A 24,057-nucleotide genomic window follows, 5' to 3' on the forward strand; every position below is an offset into this window, starting at 1 on the left:
GCCATGAGCGTGGACCTCGCGTTCGACGGGCCGGACGACCTCCTGCCGGCCGTCGCGCAGGACGCCGAGACGGGGACGGTGTTGATGCTGGCGTACGTCACGCCCGAGGCCGTCTCGCGCACCCGCGAGACGGGGCGGGCGCACTACTACTCGCGGAGCCGCGACGAACTGTGGGAGAAGGGGGCGACCAGCGGGCACGTCCAGACGGTCGAGGAGGTGCGCGTCGACTGCGACGCCGACGCCCTCCTCTACCTCGTCCACCAGGAGGGCGGCGCCTGTCACACCGGCCACGAGAGCTGTTTCTACCGCACCATCGACGGCGAGGCGGTCGGCGAGCGGGTCTTCGACCCGGACGAGGTGTATGAGTGAACGCGACCCCGTCGCCGACCTGACGGCCGCCGCCGAGGCGCTCTCGGCGACTCGCGAACGGGTCGCCGAGGTCGGGACGGACCGCCTCGAGACGGTCGCGGACGCCCACGGCGACCTGCTCGCGCTCCTCGACCGCCACGAGGAGGACGCCACCGGCTACGGCGAGTTCGGCAAGTACATCGAGTTCCAGGAGGCGCTCGCCGAGCGTCTCGACGCCCTCCCCGAGGACGTCCCGGCGAGCGACGCGTTCGACGCGGCCGACGAGGCGCTCCAGAAGCGGACGCTCTCGGCGAGCGACTTCGACCACGCGCGCACGGCCCTCGCCCCGGCGGCCGAGTACGCCGACCTCGCCGAGGAGTGGGCGGCGACCCGCGAGCGCTATCGCGACGCGCGACGGGCGGTCATCCGGGAGAAGCGGGCGGCCGAGGACCGCGTCGCGGACCTCGAACGCCTCCGACGGCTGGCCGCGGCGGACCCCGACGCACCCGTCGAGGTCCTGCATGACCCGGTCGCTGCCTACGACGACGCCGTCCGTACCGCGTTCGAGCGCTTCACCGACGAGGCGAGCGCCCGGGCGGTCCTCGCGTTCGTCGAGCGGACGCGGGCGTATCCACTGGTTCCGTTCGACCCGCCGCCCGAGCGACTGCGCGCGTTCGTCGCGGACGCGCCCGTCGGCGAGGAGCCGCTCGATACGCTGCTCGCGTACGCCGACTACTCGACGTCGAAACTCGACCACTACGTCGCGGACCCCCGGGAACTGAAGGCGGCGGTGTCGACCAACCGGACGTACCTCGACCGCCTCGATGCAACCCCGCTGACCGTCGGGTGGCCACCGCCATCGGCGGCGACCCTCCGCTGGCGGACGCGCGAACTGGTACCGGTCGTCGCGCGCTTCGCCGACGCCGACGTGGTCGCCCGACTGCGGGCGGTCCGGTCGCTCACTCGGCGCGAGGACTACGGGTCGCTCCGCGAGAGCGCCGTCGCCCGGTCGGAACTCACCGACGCCGACCGCGAGCGACTGGCCGACGTCGACGTCGAACACGCCCTGGCGCAGGAACGCGCCGAGCGCGACCGCCTGGCCGACGCGCTCGCGACGCACCCGCCGCTCGACGACGTCGCGTCGCCGGCGTGAACAGGGGAGCGCGCCGCTTGAGGTCTAAAAGACGCCGGCGGACGGAGTGGTTCGATGGCACACGATTACCCGGGGGAGTCAATGACCGGGGACCGCTCCGCCGTGGACGCGCTACTGCTCCGAAGACCATGCGGGGACCTGGGAGCGCTCACGTCCTGACTGTGGCGTCGATTATCGGTTACGCGCCACGTCCGCCGACATCCATCGAATCGAAGCCGCGGATAAAAGGACTTGCGTATAAGTACTTAGTGCCAACGACGGGAGGGAAAACCGTCGCAGTCCATCGAATTTTGCTATCGCGGTATGGTATTTATCGCGTCCGGCTCGTATCTTCCCCGCATCGCCGTGGATTCGTCGTGAGACGGAGCGTCGGTTACGCCGCGGCGAGGAGCGCGTCGTGCATCTCGTCCGCGAGTCGCCGTGCGCGCTCTTCGGTTCGCGCCTCGGCGTAGACGCGGACGACGGGTTCGGTGCCGCTCGGACGGACGAGCACCCAGGCGTCGCCGTAGTCGAGGCGGTGGCCGTCGGTCGTGTCGAGGCCGGCGTCGCTCTCGCGGGCGGTCGCCTCGGCGGCCGCGATGAGCGCCTCGCGCTCGGCGTCGTCGTCGTAGGCGAGGTTCACGCGGACGTTGTGGTACCCGCTGTGGTCTGCGGCGAGGCCGCTCGCGCTCCGGTCGGCGAGCAGTTCGCAGAACCGCGCGGCGGTGTAGGCACCGTCGCGCGCCAGGCGGTAGTCGGGGAAGAGGACGCCGCCGTTGCCCTCGCCGGCGACGGGGACGGTGACGCCGGCGCGCTGGAGCGCGCGGATGCGGGTGATGATGTTCGTGCTCCCGATGGGGGTGAGTTCGAGGTCGGCCCCGGCGGCGTTCACCACGTCGACGAGACGCTGGGAGACGTTGACGGCGGAGACGGTGGTATCGCCGGCGGTCAACTCGGCGGCGGCGAGCGCCGCGAGCGCCGCGTCCCCCTCGACGTGGTCGCCGTACTCGTCGACGAAGATGGCGCGGTCGGCGTCCCCGTCGTGGGCGATACCGAGGTCGGCGCCCGTCGCGCGGACGAGGCGGCGGAGGTCGCCGAGGTTCCGCTCGATGGGTTCGGGGTCGCGCCCGGGGAAGTGACCGTCCGGCTGGCCGTTGACGGTGACGACGCGACAGCCGAGTTCGCGAAAGAGCGTCGGACTGGTGAGCGCGCCCGCGCCGTGGCCGGGGTCGAGCGCGACCGTCAGGTCGGCGCTCGCGATGCGGTCGCCGTCGACGGCCGCGAGTACCTCGTCGATGTACGTCCGGTCGGCTCCCTCGACGCGTCGGCTGGTCCCCGTCTCGTCCCACGGGACGGTGGCGAAGCGCTCGGCCAGCAGGCGGTCTTCGACGCGTTCGAGGCCCTCCCGGGCGAGTTCGACGCCGTCGCGTCCGACGAGTTTCACGCCGTTGTACTCCGGCGGGTTGTGACTCGCCGTCACCATCAGCCCGGCTATCCCCTCGCGCTCGGCGTAGGCCTGGAGCGCGGGTGTCGGGAGGACGCCGACGCGGTCGACGTCGCACCCGACGCTCGCCAGCCCCGAGGCGGCGGCGTCGGCGAACATCCGGCCCGTCGCGCGCGTGTCGCGCCCGAGCGCCACGCGCGTCCGACCGTCCCGTCCCTCCCCGAACACCGAACCGGCGGCCATCGCCACCCGCCCGACGAACGCGGGCGTCAGCTCCTCGTTGGCGACGCCGCGAACGCCGCTGGAGCCAAATATCTTCATCACCAGTCTCTCGACCGGGCACTCTCAAAGGGGTTGCGAAGGACCGGCAGGGTTCCCGACCCGTTCGCGCTCACCGGTCAGACGCCGGCCGTCTCCGCACCGTCGAGCACCCGCCCGAAGGCGGCGAGCGCCGCCGCCGTCGTCTCGGCGTCGTGGCCCGCCGCCACCCGGACCGCCCCGCGCACGCCGAAGAACCGCCCGGGGACGACGAGGACGCCCGCCTCCCAGGCGGCGGCGCTCAGCACGTCCCCGTCGACGTCGGCGTGCCAGACCAGTCCGTAGGGACAGCCCGCCGGGACGTCGCCGACGACGTCGGTCCGTCCGGCGAGGAACTCGCTCAGCAGTTCGTGGTTGGCCGCCAGTCGTTCGCGGGAGCGCTCGGCGAGCGCGTCGGCGTGGTGGAGTGTCCGCCGGGCCAGCGCGCGACTCGGGTCGGCGACGACCGGCAGGTGCCAGGCGACGCGGTCCAGTCGCTCGACGAACGCGCCCTCGCCGACGAGCCACCCGATGCGCAGGCCCCCGAGGCCGTGGAACTTCGTGAGCGACGAGGCGACGACCGTGTTCGGGAGGCCGGCGGCCGTCACGCCGCCGAAGGCGCTTCCGTCCCCGGAGCGCGCCTCCAGCACGTAGGGGGCATACACCTCGTCGACGAGGAGCGTCGCGTCCACCTCGCCGACGGCCTCGGCGGCCGCCGCCAGCGTCTCGCGGTCGGCGAGCGCGCCGGTCGGGTTGTGGCGGTTCGTGCAGACGACGAGGTCCGTCTCCGGGGTGAGGGCGTCCCGGAGTCGTCCGGGGTCAAGGCGGCCGCCCGGCGCGCGGCTGAACCGGTCGACGCTCGCGCCGAAACCCGCTGGCGTGGCGGCCTGCGGTTCGTACCCCGGTGATTCGACCAGCACGTGCGGGTCGTCGCTCGCGGCGCAGGCCGCCATCGCCGCGAGGAGGTTCGCGTGGCTCGCACCGGCCGTCACGTGGACGTCCGTCGGGTCGGCGTCGTAGACGGTCGCCACCTGGCTTTCGAGCGTCGTCCCCGGCGGGGGGTCCTCGCGGTCGGCGAGGGCGGGGGGGACGACCCTGCCGTCGCCCGCGCGGCGGAGGTCGCTCGACCCGAGGTCGTGGTCGGCCGCCTCGGGCCGGCCGGCGATCCATTCGAGGTAGGCGATGGGCTCGAACACGGTGGCCGTCAGTTCGGGGTCGGCATGTGCCTGCTGGTCGGCCCGTGGCGACACGCTTTCGGCGCTGGCCCGCCCTCGCCCGGTATGGACGAGGACATCGATATCGACGAGAAGCGCGTCTACGCCGCCAAGGGGGACCGGACCGTCGTCTTCGTCGCCACCGACGCCGGCCTCGCACGCGTCTCCGTCTCCGGCGACCTCGTCGGCGAGTTCGGTCTCGACCACCGCGGGGACGTCGCCGACGTCGCCACCCGGGACGGTGCACTCGCCGTCGCCGGGGAGGAAGACGTCCTCGTCGGCGACGCGTTCGCTCCCACCGGCTTCGGCCCCGCCGACGCCGTCGGCTTCGACCGCAACGGCCACCTCGTCGCCGCCGGCGAGGGGCGGGTCGCCCGCCTCGCTTCCGACGGCTGGACGACGCTCGCGGCGGTCGAGGACGTTCGCGCCGTCGACGGCGACCTCCTCGCCGCCCGCGACGGGGTGTTCCGCCTCGACGGGGCGCACGTCGGCCTCGCGGACGTCCGGGACGTCGCGGCCGCGGGCGTCCCGCTCGCCGCCACCGACGAGGGGTTGTACCGCCTCGGCAACGGCTGGATGGACGTCCTCGACGGCGCGTTCCGCGTCGTCGCGTGCGAGGGGGCGGCACCCGACGCCCGCGCGCACGCCGCCGGCGAGGCCCTCTACGAGCGTCGAGAGGACGCGTGGAAGGCGGTCTCGCTCCCGACGGACGACCCCGTCGCCGCCGTCGGCTACGGCGAGTCCACCTACCTCGTCACGGCCTCGGGGACGTTCCTCGTGCGCGGTGAGGAGGGGTGGCGGAGTCGGTCGCTCGGGGTGCCGGGCGTGCGCGCGCTGGCGGTGCTCTGAGGGCGAACGAAAACGGGTTTTACCACGCGCCGTCGAGTGGCGCACATGATACTGCCCGGGTCGGCGTCGCAGTCGCTCGCGGCGTCGCTCGCCGTCGAACTCGACGCGGAGGTGGGGCCGGTCGAGTACGACCGGTTCCCCGACGGCGAACTCATCGTCCGCGCGCCGGCGAGCGGCGAGCACTGCGTCGTCGTCGCCTCGACGGTCGACAGCGACGCCCACGTCCAGTTGCTCCAGCTACAGGACGTCGCCAGCCAGCACTTCGAGCGGGTGACGACGGTCCTCCCGTACTTCGGCTACGCTCGTCAGGACCGCGCGTTCTCCGAGGGCGACCCCGTCTCGGCGCGCGCGGTGGCGCGGGCCATCTCGACGGGCACCGACCGCGTCGTCACGGTGACACCCCACGAGGCGGCAGTGTGTGACTTCTTCGACGTCCCCACGACGGCCGTGGACGCCACGCCGCTGCTCGCGGACCCCCTGCCCGACGGGCTCTCCGAACCGCTCTTCCTCGCCCCGGACGAGAGCGCGACGCCCCACGCGGAGGCGGTGCGCGACGCCTACCGTTCGGGGACGGTCGACTACTTCGAGAAGGAACGGGACTACGATACCGGCGAGGTGACGCTCACCCCCAGCGAGACGAGCGCGGCCGACCGCGACGTGGTCGTCGTCGACGACATCATCGCCACCGGGTCGACCATGGCGGGCGCCATCGACCACCTCCGGGGGGACGGCGCGACCCGGGTCTACGCCACCTGCGTCCACCCGATGCTCGCGGCCAACGCCCGCGTGAAACTCGCACGCGCCGGCGTCGAGGCCGTCTACGGCACCGACACCATCGAACGCGGCGAGAGCGCCGTCAGCGTCGCCCCCGTCGTCGCGGACGCGCTGTAACGCGGCTCCGACTCCTTCGGTCGACCACCCACGAGGAACCCGACCACTGCCCAGGGGTTTTGGCTGGCCTAAAAACCGACAGGCTTATCTGTTTTAGGTAGGCCTAAACATTCGATGGCATGCGAGCGAACCCAGACCCGGGGGCGCGATGCGAGCGCGTGAGTGGACCGTCGCCTCGCTGTACTACGGTCCCGAGGACTTCGACATCCCGCCCCTGCCGCGCTGGCGCGAGGCCCGCGACGAGCGCGGCCGACTGACCCTCTCGGCCGACGGCCGGGACGAACCGTTCATCACCTGTGAGGTGCCCGTCAAGGTCCGTCGCTAACGTCGGTCCGGCCCCCTTTCTCCCCGTCCGTTACCGTCGCCGAGGCCCCCGGCAGGTAGCCCTCGCGCCCGCGGGCCATCTGCAGGCCGAGGAAACAGAGACCGAGACCACCACCGAGGCCGAGTATCGCCGAGACGGTGTCCCCGACGCGCGCCTCGGTCGCGCTCGTGACGACTCACGCGATACCCACCGCGACTGTCCCGAGGCCCTGCAGTTCCCACCACGCGCGGCCGGCGAACCGAGTCGCGTCGCGCGCACCGATTCCGAGGACGAGGACGCCAACGAGGACGAGCAGGCAGACGGTCCAGTAGGCGGGAAGCGGCACCTCGCCGAACGCGTTCGCCACGACCTGCACCCCGAACGCGGCGCCGACGAGGAGGTGCCACCGTCTGCTGTACTGCATCACTCCCTGTCTACCGAGAAGAACGAACAACGCTAGGGGTCGCTCAGTCCGAGGGCTCCGGCGTCGCCAGCGGTTCGACGGCGATGGTCATCTCGACCCCCTCGACGTCCCACTCGCGGCGGTGGCCGTCGCTCACGTCGCCGAACTCGGCGGCGCGCACCTCGCGGGCGATGAGGTCCTCGTGGGCGGCGACGAGGTCGGCCACCCGGTCGTCGGCGACGTCGAGGTCGACACGGACCCGCGCGTCGAGGTCCAGGTCGAGGTCCTTTCGCATCTCCTGGACGCGGCGGATGACCTCCCGGGCGTACCCCTCGCTCTCGATGTCCTCGGTGAGACTGGTGTCGACGTAGACGACGCCCCGTTCGGTCCCGTCGACGGCGAAGGCCGTCCCGGCGACGTTGCCGGGCGTCTCCGTGACGAACTCGACCATCTCGTCGGTGAGCGTCACCGGGTCGTCGAGACGGTCGTTGACGCTCCCCTCCAGTGCGTCGAGCGTCGCCTCGGGGACGCGCGCCTCGTTGAGCGCGCGCATGACCTCCTGGGCGCGGGCACCGAACTCCGGGCCGAGGACGCTCATGTCCGCCTGCGCGGAGTAGGCGAGTTCCTCCCACGACTCGTCGGGAGCCACCACCTCGACCTCGCGGGCGTTGAGGCGCTCGCGCAGGAGGGGGGCGTGCTCGCGGACGGCGCGGGCGGCCTCGCCGTCGTTCGCGGCGACGACGACGCGCGGGACCGGCCAGCGGAGCTTTCGCTCGGCCTGCTGGCGGGCGTTCGCGCCCGCCTCCTCGACGGCCCGGAGGACCGCCACGTCGGCTTCGAGGTCCTCGCGGTGGTACGCCTCGTCGACGGCGGGCCAGTCGCACATGTGGACCGTGTCGTGGCCCGCCTCGCCCGTGAGCGTCGCGTAGACGTCGTCCGCGACGTAGGGCGCGTACGGCGCGAGCAGTTGCACCGTCTCGAGCAGGACGCGGTGGAGCGTCGCGTAGGCCGCACGCTTGCTCGCGGAGTCCTCCTCGGCCCACATCCGCTCTCTGACGACCTGGATGTAGAACCGCGAGACGTCGTCGACGACGAACTCGAGCAGCGCGTCGAGCGCCCGGTCCTGTCGGAAGTCCTCCCAGTGGTCGGTCATCTCGGCCTTCGTCGTCTGGAGGCGCGAGAGCACCCACTCGTCGACGAGTTCGAGGTCGCACTCCGCCAACGTGACCGCGTCGGGGTCGAACCCGTCCATCCGCATGTACGGCAGCGGGAACCGGAAGACGTTCCAGAGGATGTTGAGGTTGCGCTGCATCGTCGCCATCTCGTCCCACGAGAAGCGCATGTCCTCGCCCTGCGGGTTCACCGACAGCAGGAACAGGCGCATCGGGTCCGCACCGTGGCGCTCCAGGGCCTCCCGGGGCGTGACGACGTTCCCGATGGACTTCGACATCTTCCGTCCGTCCTCGGCGAGCGCCCAGCCGTGCATCAGCACCTCCCGGTAGGGAATCTCGCCCATCGCGGTGGTGCCCATCCCCAGCTGGGACCAGAACCAGCCGCGGGTCTGGTCGTGGGCCTCCATGATGAGGTCGGCCGGCCACAGCTCCTCGAAGTCCGCCGTCTCGCCGGGGTAGTCGAGCGTCCCCCACGAGGCGACCGAGGAGTCGAGCCAGACGTCGAAGACGTCCGGGACGCGCTCGTAGGTGACGCCCCCTTCGGTGATGGTGAGGTCGTCCACCGTCGGGCGGTGGAGGTCGACCGACTCGGGGTCGACGTCCTGGTCGACGCGCTCGGCGAGTTCCTCGCGCGTGGCGACGACGAGGACGTCGTCCATCGACCCCTCCCAGTCCTCCGGCACCCAGATGGGGATGGGGATGCCCCAGTAGCGCTGCCGGGAGACGTTCCAGTCGGGCGACCCCTCGATGAACTTCCGGAACCGGTTGTCGCGTGCCTCCTGGGGGTGCCACTCGGAGTCCTCGATGTTCTCGAGCATCTCCTCGCGGACGTCGGTGACGGTGACGAACCACTGGTCGGTGGCGAGGAAGACGATGTCCGTGTCGCAGCGCCAGCACTGGCCGTAGTCGTGGCGGGTCGTCTCGTGCGCCAGCAGGTGGCCGTTCGCCTCCAGGTCTCCGATGATGTCCTCGTTCGCGTCGCGGACGAACTGGCCCGCGTACGCCCCGCCCTGTTCGGTGTAGACGCCGTCGGGGCCGACCGGGCAGAAGATGTCGAGGCCGAGTTCCTGGCCGCGCTCGAAGTCCTCCTGCCCGTGGCCGGGCGCGGAGTGGACGAGACCGGTGCGGTCGACCTCGACGTAGTCGGCGTGGTACACCCGTCCCGCCCCCTCGAAGGAGGGGTGGTCGGGGACCGCTTCGGGGAGGGGGTGGTCGTACTCCCAGCCCAGCAGGTCGGCGCCCGTCAGTTCCTCGACGACCTCGTAGTCCTCGTAGCGCCCGCGCGAGAGGACGTCCTCGACCATCGCCTCGGCGAGGTAGAGGCGGTCCGTCTCGTCGCCCTTCGTCGCGTCGACGCCCACGTAGTCCGCGTCCTCGTCGACGGCGACGAAGGTGTTGGCGGGGATGGTCCACGGCGTGGTCGTCCAGATGACGAGCGACCCCTCGCGCCCGCGGAGGGGGAACGAGACGTAGATGCTCGGCGACTCGATCTCGTGGTACTCCACCTCGTTCTTCGCGATGGCGGTCTCACAGCGGGGACACTGCGTGATGGAGCGCTTGCCCCGGTCGACGAGGCCGCGCTCGTGGGCCTGCGCGAACCCCCACCACGCCGCCTCCATGTACTCCGGCGACACCGTCCGGTAGGGGTCCTCCCAGTCCATCCAGACGCCGAAGGACTTGAAGTCGTCCTGGAGCCCCTCGAGTTGCTCGTCGGCGAACTCCTTGCACTCCTCGATGAAGTTCTCCATCCCGAACGCCTCGATGTCCTTCTTGTTGTCGAAGCCCAACTTCTCCTCGACTTTCGTCTCGATGGGGAGGCCGTGCATGTCGTAGCCCGGCCGGTCGGTCACGTCGTACCCCCGCATCCGCTTGTAGCGGATGTAGGTGTCCTTCAGTGACTTGTTCCAGGTCGTCCCCATGTGGGCCGCGCCGCTCGTGTAGGGGGGGCCGTCGACGAAGAAGAACCGCTCGGCGCCCTCCCGGTTGCGCTTGGTCTGCTCGTAGGCGTCCACCGCCTGCCAGTGTTCGCGGACGCGCGCCTCCACGGCGTCCGGGTCGTACTGGTCTTCCACCTCGCCGAATCGGCCTCGCGGTCCGGACGACTCCGCCCCCGATTCGGGGGTGCTGTCGGCGCTATCGCTCATGGATGAGACACGCACCGCCGTGCGTAAAGGCGAATCGGTCCGACAGGTGCGGCTGTCGCGCTCGGGCGGTCTATCCGGCGTTCGCCGCCCTCACGCCAGCAGCGCTCGCGCCCGCGGCAGGAGGCGCCCGGTCGCGACCAGGTACGCCCCGACGAGCGCGACGGCGCCCATCCCGACCATCCAGAGCCCGAGGGTCTGGTCGGTGGCCAGCGCGTTCGCACCGGCCTGTTCGGCGAAGAGTCCCAGGACGGTGAGTGCGGTCGTGACGACGGCGTAGACGAGAACCGACAGCGCCTCCAGCGCCGGTTCGAGGAGTGTGCCCTTCACGAGGCGTCATATCGAACACGCCGGTAAACCAGTTTCGGGATACCGTGAGAGGGGACGTCACGGTCACGACGACCGGACACAGGGCTTTCGACCGACGACGGGGCAGTCCGTCCCACGGGACGCTCCGGGCGACTCGACGACCCGAGACTCACGAGGGATGGCTTCCTGCTCGGCCTCGGACTGTTCGTCTCCGGGGTGCTGCTCCCGTTGACGGAGTGCGGGGGTGTCACTCGGCGGCCCGCCGCGTCGTGAGCCGGTCGGCCAACTGCCCCGAGACGTCGGTGAGGTAGGCCGTCCCCCAGACGGCCACGAGGAGGCCGCCGAGCGTGTTGTACATGAGGTCGAGCATCGTGTCGCCCAGCCCGTACTGCGTGAGGACGTCCTGTGACCCGGCGACCTGGGCGAGGACGCTCGTCAGGAACTCGACGAGTTCCCAGACGACGCCGAACGCCATCACGAACACGAGGAGGTAGACGAACATGAACCGCGGCGGGAGGACGAGGTCGTCGTCGGCCGTCGAGAGCGCCCGCGCCGTCGCGTAGCCCACCGCGGCGACGAGCGACGAGGAGAGCGCGTGGGTGACGTGGTCCCACCACCAGACCGACCGGTAGGCGCTCGACGTCCCGGGGAGGGTGAGCACCCCCAGCGCGTGCAGGAACATCGCCGTCGTGATCCACAGCACGAGACCGACGTCCATCGTGAGGCGGGCGTCGCGCCTGAGCAGCGCCGGGACGAACGTCACCGCGAGGCCCACCGACGAGTTCACCACGATACCGAACTTCCCCTGGAGGAGGCCGGCGACGAGGACGAGCACCATCCCCACCTGCATCGCCCGGACGAGCTGGCCCTGGCGGCGCTTCGAGAGGCCCAGGCGGTCGCGGACCTTCACGCGACCACCTCCTCCTCGCGCGCTGCCTCCCCGGTACCGTCGTCGCTCCGCAGTCGCCGGTGGAAGTACCACCGGAACGCGGCCGCCGCGACCAGTCCCGCGAGCACCGCCGCGCCGAACTCGTACATCAGGGCGGTGTTGCTCGCGACGAACGGCGTGCCGAACAGTTGCTGGCTCGCGTAGCGGACGATGGCCCAGAGACACGTCGCCGCGAGCGTCGCGACGAGCGTGAACCAGACGGCGAAGCCGGGCGTCATCCGCACCGAGGTCAGCATCTGGAGTTCCACGACGACGACCAGCGCGAGCACCGCCACCGACAGCGAACTCGCGAGGTCGACGTCGAACGTCGGGCCGTAGAGCGACCACAGCAACGGGAGCGACGCGACGAGCAACACCGGCCACGGGAGCGTCTGTTCCCACCGCCCGGCGACGGCCGAGGGGACGACCCCCACCGCGACCATCAGGGCCGCGTACCCCGCCCACACGACCGCTCCCTCTGTCGCCCCGACGACCGCCAGTACCGCGAGCGCGACGACGAGGCCCCACGAGAGCCCGGCGTTGACCCGCGTGTCGCGGACGACCCACTCGTTTCTGACCTGTGACATACTCCCTCCGAGGACGACCCGCCGCTCCCCGGCGGCTGTGGTACACGTCCTCACACCACCCTTCCCGTCGGTGGAGATATACCCTCGCACCGTCTCGGCTCGCTGACAGTCGGGTGTCGAGAGGCGCGGGAGACTTGTCGCCCCCGCCCGTCTCCCGAGTCGTGCCCGCGTTCCCCGACCCCGAGGACCGCCTCGCCCTCGAACCCGGCTGCCGGCGCTGTCCGGCGCTCTGCGCCGCCCGCAACCGCATCTGCTGGGGGGTCGGCCCCCGCGACGCCCCCCTCGTCGTCGTGGGGGAGGCGCCCGCCGCCGGCGACCCGACCGCCGACCGCTGGCAGGGGGGCAACTGGACCGGGATGGCCTACTCCGGGCGCAACTCCGGGTGGAAGATACGGTCGATGGTCGAGGAACTGGGCTACGACGACGCCTACTACACGAACGCGGTGAAGTGCTTCCCGAGCGAGGCGATTCCCGCCGACGCGCCCGAGGCGGCCGACCGTCTCGACCGCCCGCCCCACGAGACGAGCCACCGCGAACCCACCCCCGAGGAGCGCGCGAACTGTCGACCCTACCTGCTCCGGGAACTCGACGCCGTCGCCCCGGCCTGCGTCCTCGCGACCGGGAAGCACGCCACGGGGTCGCTGCTCGCCGTCGAGGGGCGCACCGTCGACGGGTTCCTCGACCTCGTGCTCTCCGTCCAGCAGTGCCCGACCCTCGGCGTCCCCGTCCTCCCGGTCCTGCACCCGTCGTACCAGGAGGTCTGGATTTCTCGCCTCGGTCACTCCTACGAGTCCTACCGCGACGCCGTCGGAGAGGCGCTCGCCGGCCTCGGCGTTTAAGCCGGTCCGTGCCGAGCGCCGAGCATGGACGACCTCTCCTCGCTCACCGGCGTGACCGGTCGCCGGGAGTTCGCCGTCGAACCGCGCCACGCGACGAGCGTCTTCGGCGAGCAGGCCGACCCGCCCGCGCTCCCCGCCGCCCTCGCCTCCCCCGACGAGGTGGTGGAGGTCCTCGGGACGCCCTTCCTCCTCTCGTTCTGCGAGTTCGTCGGCCGGGAGTCGCTGCGCGGGCACCTCCCCGAGGGGACCGGCACGGTCGGCGAGCGCGCCGACGTCCGCCACCGCCGGGCGGCCACCGTCGGGACGACGGTGGTCGTGGAGACGGACGTCGTCGACGTGGACGGGACGCGCGTCGAACTGACGGCGACCGTCTCGCGCGCGACCGACGAGGGGACCGTCGGCACCGCGACGCTCGTCTTCCGGGTGGTCGACCGCGAGCGGTTCCGGGCCTCGTTGTAATCAGGCTTCGTCGCCGTAGGCGTGTTCGAGTACCCGTTCCCCGGCATCGTCGCGCACGACGACCCTCCCGCCGTCGTCGGGGAGGACGGAGGTGTCGTCCGACTCGCCGAACCCGGCGTACCGGAGGTAGGTCGGCGGGTCGCTGGTGAGCGTGACGTCGTCCCCGCTCCGGCTGAGGACGGCGACCGACGCGCCCGGTTCGAGCGCGAGGTCGCCGAACGCGTACGTCTCGTCGCCGTCGTAGTGGAGGGTGAAACCGGCGAGGTCGAGCGGCTCACTCCCCTGATTCCCGAACTCGACGTACTCGTAGTCGATATACTCCCGGTCGACCTCCTCCGGGTACACTCCCTCGACGACGAGGTCCCCTGACCCTTCGACGTCCTCATCGGTGCCGTTCCCGGTCCGATTCGTCGGTGGCGTCCCGTTCTCCCCCGGTTCGGAACCGCTCCTCGCGGACGCGTTCCCCGGAGCGCTCGACTCGAGACAGCCCGCACCCCCGACGGCGAGGAGCGCCGCGACCCCCGACACGTAGGCGCGTCGTCTCATTCTCCTGTCGTTGGGTTCGCGTGTAAAGTGCCTTGTGCCGTCCCGCAACGACTACGCCCCCGGCGTGCGTCGACGTGGCATGGATACGAGCAAGCAGGTGCACGACCACGAGGCGACGGGGTGGCAGCGCGGGTTCTACGACGACGTCAAACACACCTTCCGGGCACCCGTCGTCAACTGGATCTTCCGAACCATGACGGCGAACGACCCCGAGTTCGCGCGCTACGCCTGGGGACAGGTGAAGCCGCTGTACGGGACGCGCGCGTTCGCCCGCACCTCGGTCGCCTACCGCGACGCCGCGCTCGTCGACCTCGACGACCTGCCGTCGTACGACCCCGCCGCACTCTCGCTCTCGCCCGCCGAGTTCGCCGAACTGCGCGCTCAACTGGCGACGTTCGATATCGTCGCGCCCCGACTCGCCGTCCTCTTCGCGACGGTCGACCGGGCGCTCTCGGGCGAGTCGCTGGGGACCGACCCCGCCGACGACCCGGCGACGACCGCCCCCGCTCCCGGGTGGCTGGACCGCGACCGGGGGGTACCGGTGTCGATGGTCGCCGCGAGCGACGTCCCCGAGTCGCTGTCGGGGACGGTCGACGCCGTCAGAGGGTTCCACGGCCTCGACGAGGGCCTCCCGAGCGTCTACCGCTGTCTCGCGCAGTGGCCCGACGCGTTCGAGCAGGTGTGGGACGACCTCGAACCCGTCGTCGAGAGCGAGTCGTTCGAGCGCGCCTACGGCCGGGCCGGCGACCTGGTCGACGAGTACGTCTCGGGCGTCCCCTACCGCCCCCGCCTCACCCCCGAGGACCTCCGAGACGTCGGGTTCGAGGACGACCGCATCGAGGCCGCACGGGGGCTGTTCGCCGAGTTCAACGGGCGGTCGGTCGGGACGGTACTGCTCGCGCTCCCCGTCTTCGCGGCGACGGTCGGCGCGGGCGGCGAGCGCGCGCTCCTGTGAGTCAGTCGGTCGCGGGCGTCGCCCGGTCGTCCACGGTTCGGTCCGCCCGCCGGTGGACGAGGGCGGCACAGCAGACCGCGAGCACCCCCGAGAGCGCGGCGATGCCGAACGCGACGCGGTAGCCGGCCGTCGTGTAGACGCGCGCGCCGTCGACCGTCCCGCCGGTCCAGTAGGCGTCGAGCACGACGCCCATCAGTGCGGGGAAGACGGCCGCGCCGAAGTAGCCGATGCTGTTGACCGTGCCGGTGACGGTGCCGCTCGCGGTCGCCCCGTGGCGCTCCTTGGCGACGGTGTAGGCGAGGGCGGCGCCGCCGTTGACGAACGTCGCGAGAAAGAACAGGAGACCGAGCACCGGCAGCGGCGGCGTGACGGTGAGGAAGACGACCCCGTAGGCGGCGGTGAACCCGACCGTCGACGCGAGGACGACCACCGTCCGCCGGCCGAGGCGGTCCGAGAGCGACCCGAAGACGGGCGGGCCGACCACGAGGCCGACGTTCCCGAGGAGCACGTACGCCGAGGCGCGCGCGACCGACACGTCGTAGACGTGGACGATGTACGGCACGCCCCAGAGCCCGAGGACGGTGAAGTTGACGCCGATGAGGAAGAAGAGCATGCCGCCGAGCAGCCACGTCTCGCGCTCGCCGAGGACCGTCCGGGTGTTCGAGAGCACCTCGCGGGTGTCGGTCCGACCCTCGGGGGGCGTGACGCCCTCGATGGGGTCGAAGCCGGCGCGCTCCGGCCGGTCCCGGACCAGCGCGAGGACGGCGACGGCGGCGACGAGGCTCGCACAGCCGGCACCGGCGAGCGTCTCGCGCCAGCCGAACGCCCCGACTGCGAGCGCCAGTGGCGTCGTCGCGAGGACGCCCCCGATGCCCGTGGCGGCGATGGTCAGCCCCGTCATGGTGGCGAACTCCGTCGGGCGGAACCAATTCGCGCAGAAGCGCAGCGTCGCCACGTAGACGACGCTCCCACCGAGGCCGATGGCCGCCCGCGCGAGGAAGCCGACGGCGAACGACCCGCTCGTCGCGAAGGCGAAGACGCCCGCGCTCATCACGACGAGGCCGGCGGCGGCCACCCGGCGCGACCCCGCACGGTCGGCGAGCACCCCGGCGGGCAACTGGAGGGCGGCGTAGACGTAGAAGAACGAGGAGTGGAGCAGGCCGAGTTCGGCGGCGCTGGCGTCGAACGCCCGCGCGAGCTGGTCGGCGAGCACCGACGAGGAGACGCGGTGGAAGTTCACGAGCAGGAAGCCGCCCGCGAGGACGGTCCACAGCACCCAGCGCCAGCGTCTCGGGTCCGACCGGAGTGTCATCGCGGGGTCGTACAGGCCGAGCGACTAATAGTTACGTGCGACCGCACCTCACGCCTCGCCGAGGAAGTTCGCCGCCGCCCCGCGAAAGAGCGCGTCGAAGGCCTCGGGCGACAGGTCGCGCGACAGCAGGTGCGCGCGCTCGTCCTCGTAGGGGTAGGGGACGTTCGGGTAGTCCGAACCGTACATGACGCGTCCGGCGAGGTCCTCGAAGACGGCGTCCGGCACCGACGCCGGGTCGAAGTCGAGGTACTCCGGCGCGGCGGCCGACATGGCGACGCAGGTGTCGAGGAACACCGACTCGGCCTCGCGCGCCAGGTCGACGAACCCCGACGCCTCGTAGGTGCCCATGTGCGCACAGCAGGCGCGCACCTCGGGGTAGGAGTCGACGAAGGCCTCGAACCGGTCGAGGCCGACGTGCGGGCTGTCCTCGAACATCGGGGCCGTCCCGGCGTGGAAGAGGACGGGCCGGTCGTACTCGGCGGCGAGTTCGTACGCCGGGTCGAGGCGCGGGTCGTCCGGCGCGCACCGCTGGACCGGGCACTGGAACTTCAGCCCGCGCGCGCCCGCCTCGAACGCCTCGCGGACCACCGCCCGCACGTCGTCGTCGCCGTGGACGGTGGCGAAGGGGACGGCCATCTCGGAGGCGGCACACCGCTCGACCAGCCACTCGTTCAACTCGCGGGCGATGCCCGGTTTGTGGGCGTAGGGAAGCGCGACGTAGCGCGTCACGCCCTGCGCGCGGAGCGCCCGCTCCATCTCGCGCTGGGCGGCCGGCGCGGGGAAGGTCCACCCGGCCTCGTCGGTGAGCGCCCCCCGGATGGCGGCCATGAGGCGTTCGGGCATCAGGTGGACGTGCGCGTCGGTGACGTCGGAGAACGGGTCCGTCACGCGCGCGCCCCCTCGAAATCGAGCAGGCGACGCTTGCACGCCACCCCGTCGGCGGCGGAGTACCCCCCGAGGCCGCCGTCGCTCGCCACGACGCGGTGGCACGGGACCACCAGCGGGAGGGGGTTGCGTCCGCAGGCCCCGCCGACGGCCACCGGCGCGGTGCCGAGCGCAGTCGCCAGGTCGCCGTAGGTGCGCGTCTCGCCGTACGGTATCTCGCACATCGCGCGCATCACCCGGCCGGTGAAACCGTCGGGGAAGGCGAGCGGGAGGTCGAACGCCCGGCGCTCGCCGCGCTCGTACTCCGTCACCTGCTCGCGGACCGTCTCGGGCGGGGCGTCGACGAACCGCTCGTCGAGGTCGAGCGTCGACCCCAGTACGCTGAGGCGCATCAGAACTGCGCGCGCGCCTCCGTCGCGTACTCCTCGGGGGCCACGTCGACCACGCCCTCGTCGTGGAGGACGGTGAAGAACGGCGAGTCGCTCCAGTAGTAGGCGTCGAACACCGAGCGCGCCACCACGTCCATCACCGGGGGCATCGCCGGGTCGTCGGCGAGGTAGAGCGCGAAGTTGAAGCTGTTCAGCCCCGCCGCGCCGTAGGCCGCGAGGACGTTCGCGAGTCCCGCCGCGAACCCGTCGACGCACTCCGCCTCGTCCCCCGGAACGCCCGTCTCCTCCGCGACACCGACGACGTGGCGGTGGTGGCGCGGGGCGTACGGCGCGAGCCACGTCACGCCCGCCGTCTCCCCGACGAAGCGCTCGCCGTCGCGCTCCTCGTCGACGAGGTCGGCCCAGTAGCTCTCGCCGTCCTCGTCGTGGTAGTCGCGGCTCGCGTCGAGGAGCGTCCGGTGGTGGTTCGTCCCCCGGTCGTCGACGAGCGTCTGGAGGTGGGGGTGGACGATGCTGCTCCCCGCCGGGCGGAGGAAGTTCATGTTGACGCTGGCGTAGGGCGCGTCCTCGTGGTCCCGGACGGCGCTCACGTACTCCAGCGCCGCGCGCAGGCCATCGCGGAATATCTCCGCACCGAACCCGTCGATGGGTCGGTAGTGGTCCGCCGTGAGCGCGACGACGTTCGAGTGCGCGCCGTAGGGGTTGAGGTTGGGAAAGGAGGTGGCCTCGCCGACCGACCCCCGCGCTTCCCCGACCCAGTCGGGGTACGTCGGCGTCGCCTCCTCGACGGTGCCCGGGCAGAAGAAACAGCCCTCGCTGTCCCCGACTACCGCCTCGATGTCGAACTCCTCGGGGTGGACGAAGCTCTCGGGGACGACGCGCGCCTGCCGGCCCGTCAGGGGGTCCTCGCGCACCTCCACCTCGACGTCCACCGCGGCGAAGTCCTCGAGGGGACTGTGGAACGACGCCCGCTGGAGGTCGCTCGCGAACTCGATTGGCATGGTGACACACGGTTTCCCGCGTCGGAGCAAAAAGCTTCACCGCGTCCCGACCACCGGGAGGCTTTTGGACGCGCTCCGAGAGTGACCCCACATGACCGACTGCGTCTTCTGCGCCATCGTCGACGACGAGATTCCGAGCCACACCGTCTACGAGGACGACGCGGTGCTCGCCTTCCTCGACGCGAACCCCCTCGCCCCCGGTCACACGCTCGTCGTCCCGAAGGCGCACCACGAGCGACTGAACGACCTCCCCGCCGACCGCGCCTCGCGCGTCTTCGCCGCCGTCCACGCCCTCGTCCCCGCCGTCGAGGAGGCCGTCGACGCCGACGCCACGACCGTCGGATTCAACAACGGGACGGCCGCCGGCCAGGAGGTGCCCCACGTCCACGCCCACGTCGTCCCCCGGTTCGACGGCGACGGCGGCGGCCCCATCCACGCCGCGATGGGCACTCGCCCGGACCTGAGCGACGAGGAACTGGCGGACGTCGCCGCGAGCATCGGCGAGCGAGCGTCGGTCGACCGGTGACGACCCGTAGGTTTTGTTGAGGAGAAAGAATAATCACCGTAAGCAATAACGATATATTTAGTATGAGTCACGAGGAGCAAGCAGAACTCTTTGCGAAATCACTTCTTGTTGGAATTCGGAAAGTAATTGAGGTTTCTGATTATGATACGGAGGGCTTCCCTCGCTGGACTCGCGCTTCAAATATACGAATTGCAGAAATAAACGGCAGCACGATTATATTTTTTGAACGAAGTGCGAAAGAGAGCGACCAGGTTATCCAGTACCGAAGTGTTAGTTCGGACGTTGAGTTTGTATTTCCACAGTATACCTCTTCGTGTGATACTGTCATGTTCCCATTGGGCGAACTAAATGACGGTGACCCTGGTCTTTCATCAATCGCTAGTGTGACATTATCAATAAGTTCTGCAAATCACTGCTTCACCGACATTGGTTCTCGGAGCGAGCACTCTGCCCGCGCTTTTCACCATGTAATCGTGCAGTACGAACCTGAAAATCAAATTGAGGCGGTTAGATACATTCCATTCGCATTGTTTGTTCCTTCGAAATATATTGGCGATTTTCAGTACTTTTGGGATAGTTGTGCTGGAAAGTTGGTAGCACCTTTGACATCGCTTCATGATTCTCCTGCAGGAAGTTATCGCTCAGAACCGATGGCTGAGAAGGGAATTATGTCTTGTGTAAAAGACACCGTCATCATTCTCGGAAATTACGACGACCCGTATGAAGACGAATTACTTCAAATAAGAGATTATCTTATTCGGCTAGGATATGATGCTGTCCTTATCAAAGACCTGCCCGCACCTGGGAGTTCGTCACTTGAGCAAAAAGTTAAATTGTGGGTCAACGCCTCCCGATTTTGTGTTATGATTGACCGAGAGGCGTCTGGTCATATCAAAGAGTATGAAATTGTCAAGAGCGAGCGAAAACCTCTAGTTTTCCTTCGCCCCGATGGAGATGGTTCTACTTGGATGATTGGTGATGACGAACTAGTTGACTTGAATTACATAAAGACATTTGAATTTTCAAGAACACCTCTAGAAAAGATGGAAGATGGGCTCAGATGGGCTGAAAACCTGCTAAATGAGCGCGGGAATACATATCCTGAATTCTACCCTTGGAGAGATTCTGATTGATTATACCCTAATTATGTACTATTTTGATTAAATAGTCCCCGAATACATTCGATTCTGATTCATTTTATTTATTTATAATTCAACCCTTCTGGTATGGAGGGGAAACATCAACGACCGGGTCGACCGGTGACGACCCGTAGGTTTTTGTGAGAGAATTACTCGAAAAGCGATATGAGTAGCTACAGTCTCGTCGGCACTGCCGGCGGCGCCGGCACGACCCGACTCGCGCTCGAACTCGGCGGCGTCCTCGCTCGCGGCGGGTGGGAGGTGACCGTCCTCGACGCGTCCTACGCGACGCAGGGACTCGCGGACCACTGTTCCGGGCGCATCGACCCGGACGCGACGACGCTCGCGCTCGACGGTGACATACCGCTTTCCGCCGGGCTGGTCGACCTCGCTCCCGACGCGCCGGGCCGCCTCGCGGTCTGTCCCGCCCGCGCGCCGTTCGAGCGCCTCGCCCGGGCGAAGGCGCCCGAGGCCGCCCGTCGTCTGGAGGCGCGCATCGAGGCGGCGAGCGAGGCGTTCGACGTCGTCCTCGTGGACACGCCGCCGGTGGCCGCGAATCAGAGCGTCGCGGCGGCCGTGGCGACGGACGAGCGCGTCCTCGTCGCGCCCCCGGGGCAGCGCGGCCGCGACGCCCTCGCCCGGACGCGCGACCGACTCGCGGACCTCGGCGTGGAGGGTGAACACGTCCTCGTCAACCGGACCGACTCGCTCGACGGGGCGCCGGACGCGGACGCCGTCGTCCCCGCGTCGAGCGTGACGGACCCCGCCGAGGTGCCGGTGACGCTCGACGGCGAGGGGACGTTCGTCGCGAGGTGTGCCGAGGCGGCGGCGACGCTGTTCGACGCGGACCTCGAGATAGAGACGGAAGCGCCGGGGCTGGGCGAGCGGTTGCGTTCGCTCGGGTAGTCAGAACGGGTCGAAGGCGTCGTCCATCGTCTCGGCGAGCAGGTCACGCTTCTCGACGGCGGCGTCGCCGCCGAGCGACAGCGCCCCCTCGAGCGCCTCCTGCGCACCCGGGAGCGGGTCGTGCGTCTCGACGTAGATAGCGAGGGCGAACTCCCGCTCGCTCGCGCCCGAGAGCGCGAGCGCGTCCGCCCGCGAGAGGCGGGCGTCGAGCCAGTCGCGCACCACCTCGCGGCCGGTCGGGCCGAGCGGCGAGACGTGCTCGCCGAGCAGGTGGAGGACCGTCGCGCCCGTCACCGGCGGGAGGTCGGCAGTGGCGGCGCTCGCACCCACACTCGCCCCGCCCGCGTACGCCTCGACGACCGCGGCGGCGTCGGTCGCCGAACAGGGGAGGTCGTCGGCGAACGCGGTGAGCCGTTCTCGAAGCGATGTGCCGGTCGCGTCGACCGACGCGACCCCCCGCGAACGCTGTTCGGTCGTCACCTCCAGTCCGGCGGCGATGTCGGAGAGCGTCATACGAGACCTATCGACATTATCCACTTAAAAATTTTGGAGACAGTTGTCGGTGACACCGACGCTCGATACCGTTACCTACTGGTTACCGGTAGGTAGGCTGGCTCCTATACACTCTATTTCGAGAAATATCTGATTTCTTTAAAGGTGGTTCCGGGACAAGTTCGACCTGTATGAGTTCGACATCGGCGCGAAGCTGTCCGGAGTGCGAGGGGCGACTGCACCGCGAGCGGACCGAGACCGTCTGTGGGCGCTGTGGACTCGTCGTCGGCGAGGACGCCATCGACCGCGGGCCGGAGTGGCGGTCGTTCGCGGACGACGAGACGAACTCGAAACGGACGGGCGCTCCGCTGACGCGCTCGCGCCACGACCGCGGGCTCTCGACCGAGATCGGCTACTCGACGCGCCTGAAGGGGCGAAAGCGCCGACGAGTTGCCCGGATGCGTCGCCATCACAAGTGGAGCGAGATTCTGCTAGTATCACATTGTCTCAGAAAGATTAGTTCCCCCGACATTTGTTACATTACTAACAATCATTGATGTGGTCTTTGAAGACCGACATCTCCGAACATGGTGTAGACGACGAGGTTGAGAAAACTGTACTCTATCGGACCGATGTGGATGCCACCAGTCTGCATACCGCGCAATCCGCCTTGCTTGTCGCTGTCTGAATCAGTCATCGTAGTCTCTCGACCAAAGCCGTCGCTGTTGGACGAACAACAATAGTAGGACCTGTCCAGAGAGACGGCATAAGAATACAGTAAATTTCATTCTTTCTTCTAGAATATCGTTCCAACAGACGTCACGTTGTATTCCAAAATGCTACGGCAGGCCAGGAAAAATATTCCAGAGGAAGATGTCTATAAGTAGTATAATTGATATCAGGCTGACTGTCCCTAGCAATAGGTAGTACAAGATGACATCTAAGAGAAAGACATATTCTAGTCTAAACCCGTCCTCTATCCAACCAACAGTCTCAAACAGAGAACCCCACCGAGGACTATCAGAACTAGGATTTAATCCGTATTCTGTTAGCTCCTCGTCATCAAAAAATCGCCCATAAAATTGTATTGAGTTATCTCGATCATCAATTAGCTTGCCAAATTGTGTTTGTATTCCCCTGATTCGTCGGAATGTTATAAGAACGTAGCCCAAAACAAAGGCCAGAATTACAGTCACAACGGTCTCTGTTCCGAACTGCCCACCAAGCTTGAAGTACACACTCGCAGCGATAGCGATAATAAACGCGACTGTACGGAAGATATCCCTCGACAAGTCATCCATCAACTCAGACCGAAGCGAAGAGAATTTTTCATGAGTGCTAAAAGCACTATCAATAACTTCCCTCCGGAATTCAAAGAATTCATCGATACTCTGTTCTAGATAATATCGCCTATTTGACCTCGCTGAACTCTCGATTTCCCCTGCGTTGGTTATCACGTCTGTTAGATTACGTGCAAAGAGCGTCGCAACGTTCCGTAATACCGATGTCCTATTTTCGACTTCCTGCCCAGAGTGGTAAGCCCACTTATGCAGGGAATACAGAGAATCGGCCAGATCTGAGTCAATCTTGATTGTATCCGTTGATTCTTCCAGCTCTACATCAAGGGTCGACTTATCCGAAGATAATGAAAAAACGCCTTCTATAAATTGCTTCCCACTAATTCGGATACGCCATTTTGAGTCATCTATATGCTCAGCCCGACTTCCGAAAGACAAGAGGGAGTAGACAATGACATATGGATTAAACGCTCTTAGAACGCTAGCGTGAAACTCTGCATTGTCCCCGGCTAATTCATCGAACTCGAAGAAAACTGGTGGAAGATATTTCCTATCGATATCATCAATTAGTGAGTTTGGCGCTATATCGTGCTGTGACTGCTGCCATGTGATATCTCGATTAGAAAAATCTCTAATAAAGTCATTTAAAGTATTAATTCCTGATACAGCTAGATTATCACCATAAACGTATTCATCCGAATCCAGAACAACAATCAGCAACTTGCTTTTCTCTAGAAAACGGTCGCGGAATTTCTCAGGGGGAACCTCATGCAATTTTGTAATGAAGTACTCCCAAGATATATGAAATTCAATTGTTGTGTCGTCCAGACTGAGCTCATCACTTAAGCCGGTAGCAACCCGGGACTTTTCCAGTCCATACTCAAGCTCCAGGTCAAGGTCATCCCGCTCGATTACCCGACCAAAGATGTTTACTAGCTGCTCACAATCATTGACCCGATTGTCACGGAGTTTCTTAGCCTGGTCCGCGAAGCTGGGGTCCGAGGGATAAAGGCTATCATGTTCATATTCCTCTCCCTCTTCCTGTTCCGAGCGAATAAAATCTACATCTGGTTCGTACCGAACTAGGTACTTGTCCTCTTCGCCTTGGATATGGCAGATAACAGTACTTGGATCGAAATAATTGCTCAGCGCCCGGACATCTGACAAAAGGTCAGAAATTTCCTCCCGAGTAGAGGGAGATGATTTAAACTTATAATTCCTGACATTTTCAGTCCCGGCCTCCTGCCACTCGTCTACAAATTTAGATACGGCTGTTCCAACCTCTGTCATA

The 24,057-nt window shown here is 67.7% G+C and carries 26 protein-coding genes and 1 pseudogene; 12 read left to right on the forward strand and 15 right to left on the reverse strand.

The annotated features are described in order from the left end of the window. Positions 1-3: 3 nt before the first annotated feature. A complete protein-coding gene (gene hisI / locus P1Y20_RS11825; protein ID WP_304448862.1) occupies positions 4-369 on the forward strand; it encodes a phosphoribosyl-AMP cyclohydrolase in 366 nt (121 codons plus the stop codon). Continuing rightward, the gene (locus tag P1Y20_RS11830) at positions 362-1,501 is read left to right on the forward strand and encodes a DUF7118 family protein (RefSeq protein WP_304448863.1); all 1,140 of its coding nucleotides are present in this window, start codon (positions 362-364) and stop codon (positions 1,499-1,501) included. Before hisI ends, P1Y20_RS11830 begins: the two co-directional genes overlap by 8 nt. Positions 1,502-1,874: 373 nt before the next feature. Here P1Y20_RS11830 and glmM read toward each other — a convergent pair whose 3' ends face one another. Both glmM and P1Y20_RS11840 read right to left on the reverse strand, forming a co-directional pair. Beyond that, complete coding sequence (gene glmM, locus P1Y20_RS11835) at positions 1,875-3,245, reverse strand: phosphoglucosamine mutase (protein WP_304448864.1); 1,371 nt, start codon at positions 3,243-3,245, stop codon at positions 1,875-1,877. Positions 3,246-3,322: 77 nt separating this feature from the next. Next, a complete protein-coding gene (locus P1Y20_RS11840) occupies positions 3,323-4,471 on the reverse strand; it encodes a pyridoxal phosphate-dependent aminotransferase (RefSeq protein ID WP_304448865.1) in 1,149 nt (382 codons plus the stop codon). A 30-nt stretch (positions 4,472-4,501) separates the two neighbouring features. Between P1Y20_RS11840 and P1Y20_RS11845 the strand changes: the two genes are divergently transcribed. From P1Y20_RS11845 to P1Y20_RS11855, 3 genes are all read left to right on the forward strand, one after another. Beyond that, positions 4,502-5,284: an HVO_0234 family beta-propeller protein gene (locus P1Y20_RS11845; protein ID WP_304448866.1), complete on the forward strand. Its 783-nt coding sequence runs from the start codon at positions 4,502-4,504 to the stop codon at positions 5,282-5,284. Between the two features lie 45 nt (positions 5,285-5,329). Then, on the forward strand, positions 5,330-6,175 hold the full coding sequence (gene prs, locus P1Y20_RS11850) for a ribose-phosphate diphosphokinase (protein ID WP_304448867.1): 846 nt from the start codon (positions 5,330-5,332) through the stop codon (positions 6,173-6,175). Between the two features lie 148 nt (positions 6,176-6,323). Continuing rightward, positions 6,324-6,500 carry a hypothetical protein gene (locus tag P1Y20_RS11855; RefSeq protein ID WP_304448868.1) on the forward strand — a complete coding sequence of 59 codons (177 nt, stop codon included), beginning with the start codon at positions 6,324-6,326 and terminating at the stop codon, positions 6,498-6,500. A 175-nt stretch (positions 6,501-6,675) separates the two neighbouring features. On the opposite strand, the gene P1Y20_RS11860 is transcribed toward P1Y20_RS11855, so the two are convergent. The 5 genes from P1Y20_RS11860 to P1Y20_RS11880 form a co-directional block, all read right to left on the reverse strand. Next, a complete protein-coding gene (locus P1Y20_RS11860; protein ID WP_304448869.1) occupies positions 6,676-6,903 on the reverse strand; it encodes a hypothetical protein in 228 nt (75 codons plus the stop codon). Between the two features lie 43 nt (positions 6,904-6,946). Beyond that, positions 6,947-10,198 (reverse strand): isoleucine--tRNA ligase, encoded by a 3,252-nt coding sequence (gene ileS / locus P1Y20_RS11865; protein WP_304448870.1) that lies wholly within the window; start codon positions 10,196-10,198, stop codon positions 6,947-6,949. A 90-nt stretch (positions 10,199-10,288) separates the two neighbouring features. After that, entirely contained in the window at positions 10,289-10,525 is a 237-nt protein-coding gene (locus tag P1Y20_RS11870) for a DUF8151 family protein (RefSeq protein WP_304448871.1), read from the reverse strand. Positions 10,526-10,751: 226 nt separating this feature from the next. Beyond that, positions 10,752-11,414: a DUF2238 domain-containing protein gene (locus P1Y20_RS11875; RefSeq protein WP_304448872.1), complete on the reverse strand. Its 663-nt coding sequence runs from the start codon at positions 11,412-11,414 to the stop codon at positions 10,752-10,754. Beyond that, positions 11,411-12,019: a hypothetical protein gene (locus P1Y20_RS11880; protein ID WP_304448873.1), complete on the reverse strand. Its 609-nt coding sequence runs from the start codon at positions 12,017-12,019 to the stop codon at positions 11,411-11,413. The genes P1Y20_RS11875 and P1Y20_RS11880 overlap by 4 nt, the downstream gene beginning before the upstream one ends. Before the next feature lie 161 nt (positions 12,020-12,180). Between P1Y20_RS11880 and P1Y20_RS11885 the strand changes: the two genes are divergently transcribed. Beyond that, complete coding sequence (locus P1Y20_RS11885; RefSeq protein ID WP_304448874.1) at positions 12,181-12,858, forward strand: uracil-DNA glycosylase; 678 nt, start codon at positions 12,181-12,183, stop codon at positions 12,856-12,858. 24 nt (positions 12,859-12,882) lie between these two features. Continuing rightward, a complete protein-coding gene (locus P1Y20_RS11890; RefSeq protein ID WP_304448875.1) occupies positions 12,883-13,317 on the forward strand; it encodes a thioesterase, FlK family in 435 nt (144 codons plus the stop codon). Here P1Y20_RS11890 and P1Y20_RS11895 read toward each other — a convergent pair whose 3' ends face one another. Next, positions 13,318-13,863, reverse strand: a complete 546-nt coding sequence (locus P1Y20_RS11895) for a lamin tail domain-containing protein (RefSeq protein ID WP_304448876.1) — start codon at positions 13,861-13,863, stop codon at positions 13,318-13,320. Between the two features lie 79 nt (positions 13,864-13,942). Between P1Y20_RS11895 and P1Y20_RS11900 the strand changes: the two genes are divergently transcribed. After that, entirely contained in the window at positions 13,943-14,818 is an 876-nt protein-coding gene (locus P1Y20_RS11900) for a halocarboxylic acid dehydrogenase DehI family protein (RefSeq protein ID WP_304448877.1), read from the forward strand. Position 14,819: 1 nt separating this feature from the next. Here P1Y20_RS11900 and P1Y20_RS11905 read toward each other — a convergent pair whose 3' ends face one another. Genes P1Y20_RS11905 through P1Y20_RS11920 form a run of 4 tightly spaced genes read right to left on the reverse strand, consistent with a single transcriptional unit; the run spans position 14,820 to position 18,405 of the window. Continuing rightward, positions 14,820-16,130, reverse strand: a complete 1,311-nt coding sequence (locus P1Y20_RS11905) for an MFS transporter (RefSeq protein WP_304448878.1) — start codon at positions 16,128-16,130, stop codon at positions 14,820-14,822. A 48-nt stretch (positions 16,131-16,178) separates the two neighbouring features. Then, positions 16,179-17,018 (reverse strand): amidohydrolase family protein, encoded by an 840-nt coding sequence (locus tag P1Y20_RS11910; RefSeq protein ID WP_304448879.1) that lies wholly within the window; start codon positions 17,016-17,018, stop codon positions 16,179-16,181. Continuing rightward, positions 17,015-17,407, reverse strand: coding sequence for a methylated-DNA--[protein]-cysteine S-methyltransferase (locus tag P1Y20_RS11915; RefSeq protein WP_304448880.1), 393 nt, complete (start codon positions 17,405-17,407; stop codon positions 17,015-17,017). Before P1Y20_RS11915 ends, P1Y20_RS11910 begins: the two co-directional genes overlap by 4 nt. After that, a complete protein-coding gene (locus tag P1Y20_RS11920) occupies positions 17,407-18,405 on the reverse strand; it encodes a hypothetical protein (RefSeq protein WP_304448881.1) in 999 nt (332 codons plus the stop codon). Before P1Y20_RS11920 ends, P1Y20_RS11915 begins: the two co-directional genes overlap by 1 nt. A gap of 91 nt (positions 18,406-18,496) precedes the next feature. Here P1Y20_RS11920 and P1Y20_RS11925 point away from each other — a divergent pair, with 91 nt between their 5' ends. The 3 genes from P1Y20_RS11925 (at position 18,497) to P1Y20_RS11935 (ending at position 20,976) form a co-directional block, all read left to right on the forward strand. After that, positions 18,497-18,931 carry an HIT family protein gene (locus tag P1Y20_RS11925; RefSeq protein ID WP_304448882.1) on the forward strand — a complete coding sequence of 145 codons (435 nt, stop codon included), beginning with the start codon at positions 18,497-18,499 and terminating at the stop codon, positions 18,929-18,931. Positions 18,932-18,993: 62 nt separating this feature from the next. Further along, positions 18,994-20,064, forward strand: coding sequence for a hypothetical protein (locus tag P1Y20_RS11930; protein ID WP_304448883.1), 1,071 nt, complete (start codon positions 18,994-18,996; stop codon positions 20,062-20,064). Positions 20,065-20,235: 171 nt separating this feature from the next. Further along, positions 20,236-20,976, forward strand: a complete 741-nt coding sequence (locus tag P1Y20_RS11935) for a ParA family protein (RefSeq protein ID WP_304448884.1) — start codon at positions 20,236-20,238, stop codon at positions 20,974-20,976. Here the strand turns inward: P1Y20_RS11935 and P1Y20_RS11940 are convergent, their stop codons facing one another. After that, positions 20,977-21,489, reverse strand: coding sequence for a DUF7858 family protein (locus tag P1Y20_RS11940; RefSeq protein ID WP_304448885.1), 513 nt, complete (start codon positions 21,487-21,489; stop codon positions 20,977-20,979). Positions 21,490-21,659: 170 nt separating this feature from the next. Here P1Y20_RS11940 and P1Y20_RS11945 point away from each other — a divergent pair. Next, a pseudogene (locus P1Y20_RS11945) lies at positions 21,660-21,956 on the forward strand (TFIIB-type zinc ribbon-containing protein); the annotation flags it as partial. A 62-nt stretch (positions 21,957-22,018) separates the two neighbouring features. On the opposite strand, the gene P1Y20_RS11950 reads toward P1Y20_RS11945, so the two are convergent. After that, the gene (locus tag P1Y20_RS11950) at positions 22,019-22,165 is read right to left on the reverse strand and encodes a hypothetical protein (protein WP_304448886.1); all 147 of its coding nucleotides are present in this window, start codon (positions 22,163-22,165) and stop codon (positions 22,019-22,021) included. A 142-nt stretch (positions 22,166-22,307) separates the two neighbouring features. Continuing rightward, on the reverse strand, positions 22,308-24,056 hold the full coding sequence (locus tag P1Y20_RS11955; protein WP_304448887.1) for a hypothetical protein: 1,749 nt from the start codon (positions 24,054-24,056) through the stop codon (positions 22,308-22,310). Position 24,057: the final 1 nt, after the last annotated feature.

The sequence above is a fragment of the Halomarina ordinaria genome (assembly GCF_030553305.1).
Taxonomy (GTDB): domain Archaea; phylum Halobacteriota; class Halobacteria; order Halobacteriales; family Haloarculaceae; genus Halomarina; species Halomarina ordinaria.

Bases quoted from the DNA above. Each gene is read 5' to 3' on its own strand.
- hisI (WP_304448862.1), top strand. From the start codon at position 4: ATGAGCGTGGACCTCGCGTTCGACGGGCCGGACGACCTCCTGCCGGCC.
- P1Y20_RS11830 (WP_304448863.1), top strand. From the start codon at position 362: ATGAGTGAACGCGACCCCGTCGCCGACCTGACGGCCGCCGCCGAGGCG.
- glmM (WP_304448864.1), bottom strand. From the start codon at position 3,245: ATGAAGATATTTGGCTCCAGCGGCGTTCGCGGCGTCGCCAACGAGGAG.
- P1Y20_RS11845 (WP_304448866.1), top strand. From the start codon at position 4,502: ATGGACGAGGACATCGATATCGACGAGAAGCGCGTCTACGCCGCCAAG.
- prs (WP_304448867.1), top strand. From the start codon at position 5,330: ATGATACTGCCCGGGTCGGCGTCGCAGTCGCTCGCGGCGTCGCTCGCC.
- P1Y20_RS11855 (WP_304448868.1), top strand. From the start codon at position 6,324: ATGCGAGCGCGTGAGTGGACCGTCGCCTCGCTGTACTACGGTCCCGAG.
- P1Y20_RS11860 (WP_304448869.1), bottom strand. From the start codon at position 6,903: ATGCAGTACAGCAGACGGTGGCACCTCCTCGTCGGCGCCGCGTTCGGG.
- ileS (WP_304448870.1), bottom strand. From the start codon at position 10,198: ATGAGCGATAGCGCCGACAGCACCCCCGAATCGGGGGCGGAGTCGTCC.
- P1Y20_RS11880 (WP_304448873.1), bottom strand. From the start codon at position 12,019: ATGTCACAGGTCAGAAACGAGTGGGTCGTCCGCGACACGCGGGTCAAC.
- P1Y20_RS11890 (WP_304448875.1), top strand. From the start codon at position 12,883: ATGGACGACCTCTCCTCGCTCACCGGCGTGACCGGTCGCCGGGAGTTC.
- P1Y20_RS11895 (WP_304448876.1), bottom strand. From the start codon at position 13,863: ATGAGACGACGCGCCTACGTGTCGGGGGTCGCGGCGCTCCTCGCCGTC.
- P1Y20_RS11900 (WP_304448877.1), top strand. From the start codon at position 13,943: ATGGATACGAGCAAGCAGGTGCACGACCACGAGGCGACGGGGTGGCAG.
- P1Y20_RS11905 (WP_304448878.1), bottom strand. From the start codon at position 16,130: ATGACACTCCGGTCGGACCCGAGACGCTGGCGCTGGGTGCTGTGGACC.
- P1Y20_RS11915 (WP_304448880.1), bottom strand. From the start codon at position 17,407: ATGCGCCTCAGCGTACTGGGGTCGACGCTCGACCTCGACGAGCGGTTC.
- P1Y20_RS11920 (WP_304448881.1), bottom strand. From the start codon at position 18,405: ATGCCAATCGAGTTCGCGAGCGACCTCCAGCGGGCGTCGTTCCACAGT.
- P1Y20_RS11925 (WP_304448882.1), top strand. From the start codon at position 18,497: ATGACCGACTGCGTCTTCTGCGCCATCGTCGACGACGAGATTCCGAGC.
- P1Y20_RS11930 (WP_304448883.1), top strand. From the start codon at position 18,994: ATGAGTCACGAGGAGCAAGCAGAACTCTTTGCGAAATCACTTCTTGTT.
- P1Y20_RS11935 (WP_304448884.1), top strand. From the start codon at position 20,236: ATGAGTAGCTACAGTCTCGTCGGCACTGCCGGCGGCGCCGGCACGACC.
- P1Y20_RS11940 (WP_304448885.1), bottom strand. From the start codon at position 21,489: ATGACGCTCTCCGACATCGCCGCCGGACTGGAGGTGACGACCGAACAG.
- P1Y20_RS11950 (WP_304448886.1), bottom strand. From the start codon at position 22,165: ATGACTGATTCAGACAGCGACAAGCAAGGCGGATTGCGCGGTATGCAG.
- P1Y20_RS11955 (WP_304448887.1), bottom strand. From the start codon at position 24,056: ATGACAGAGGTTGGAACAGCCGTATCTAAATTTGTAGACGAGTGGCAG.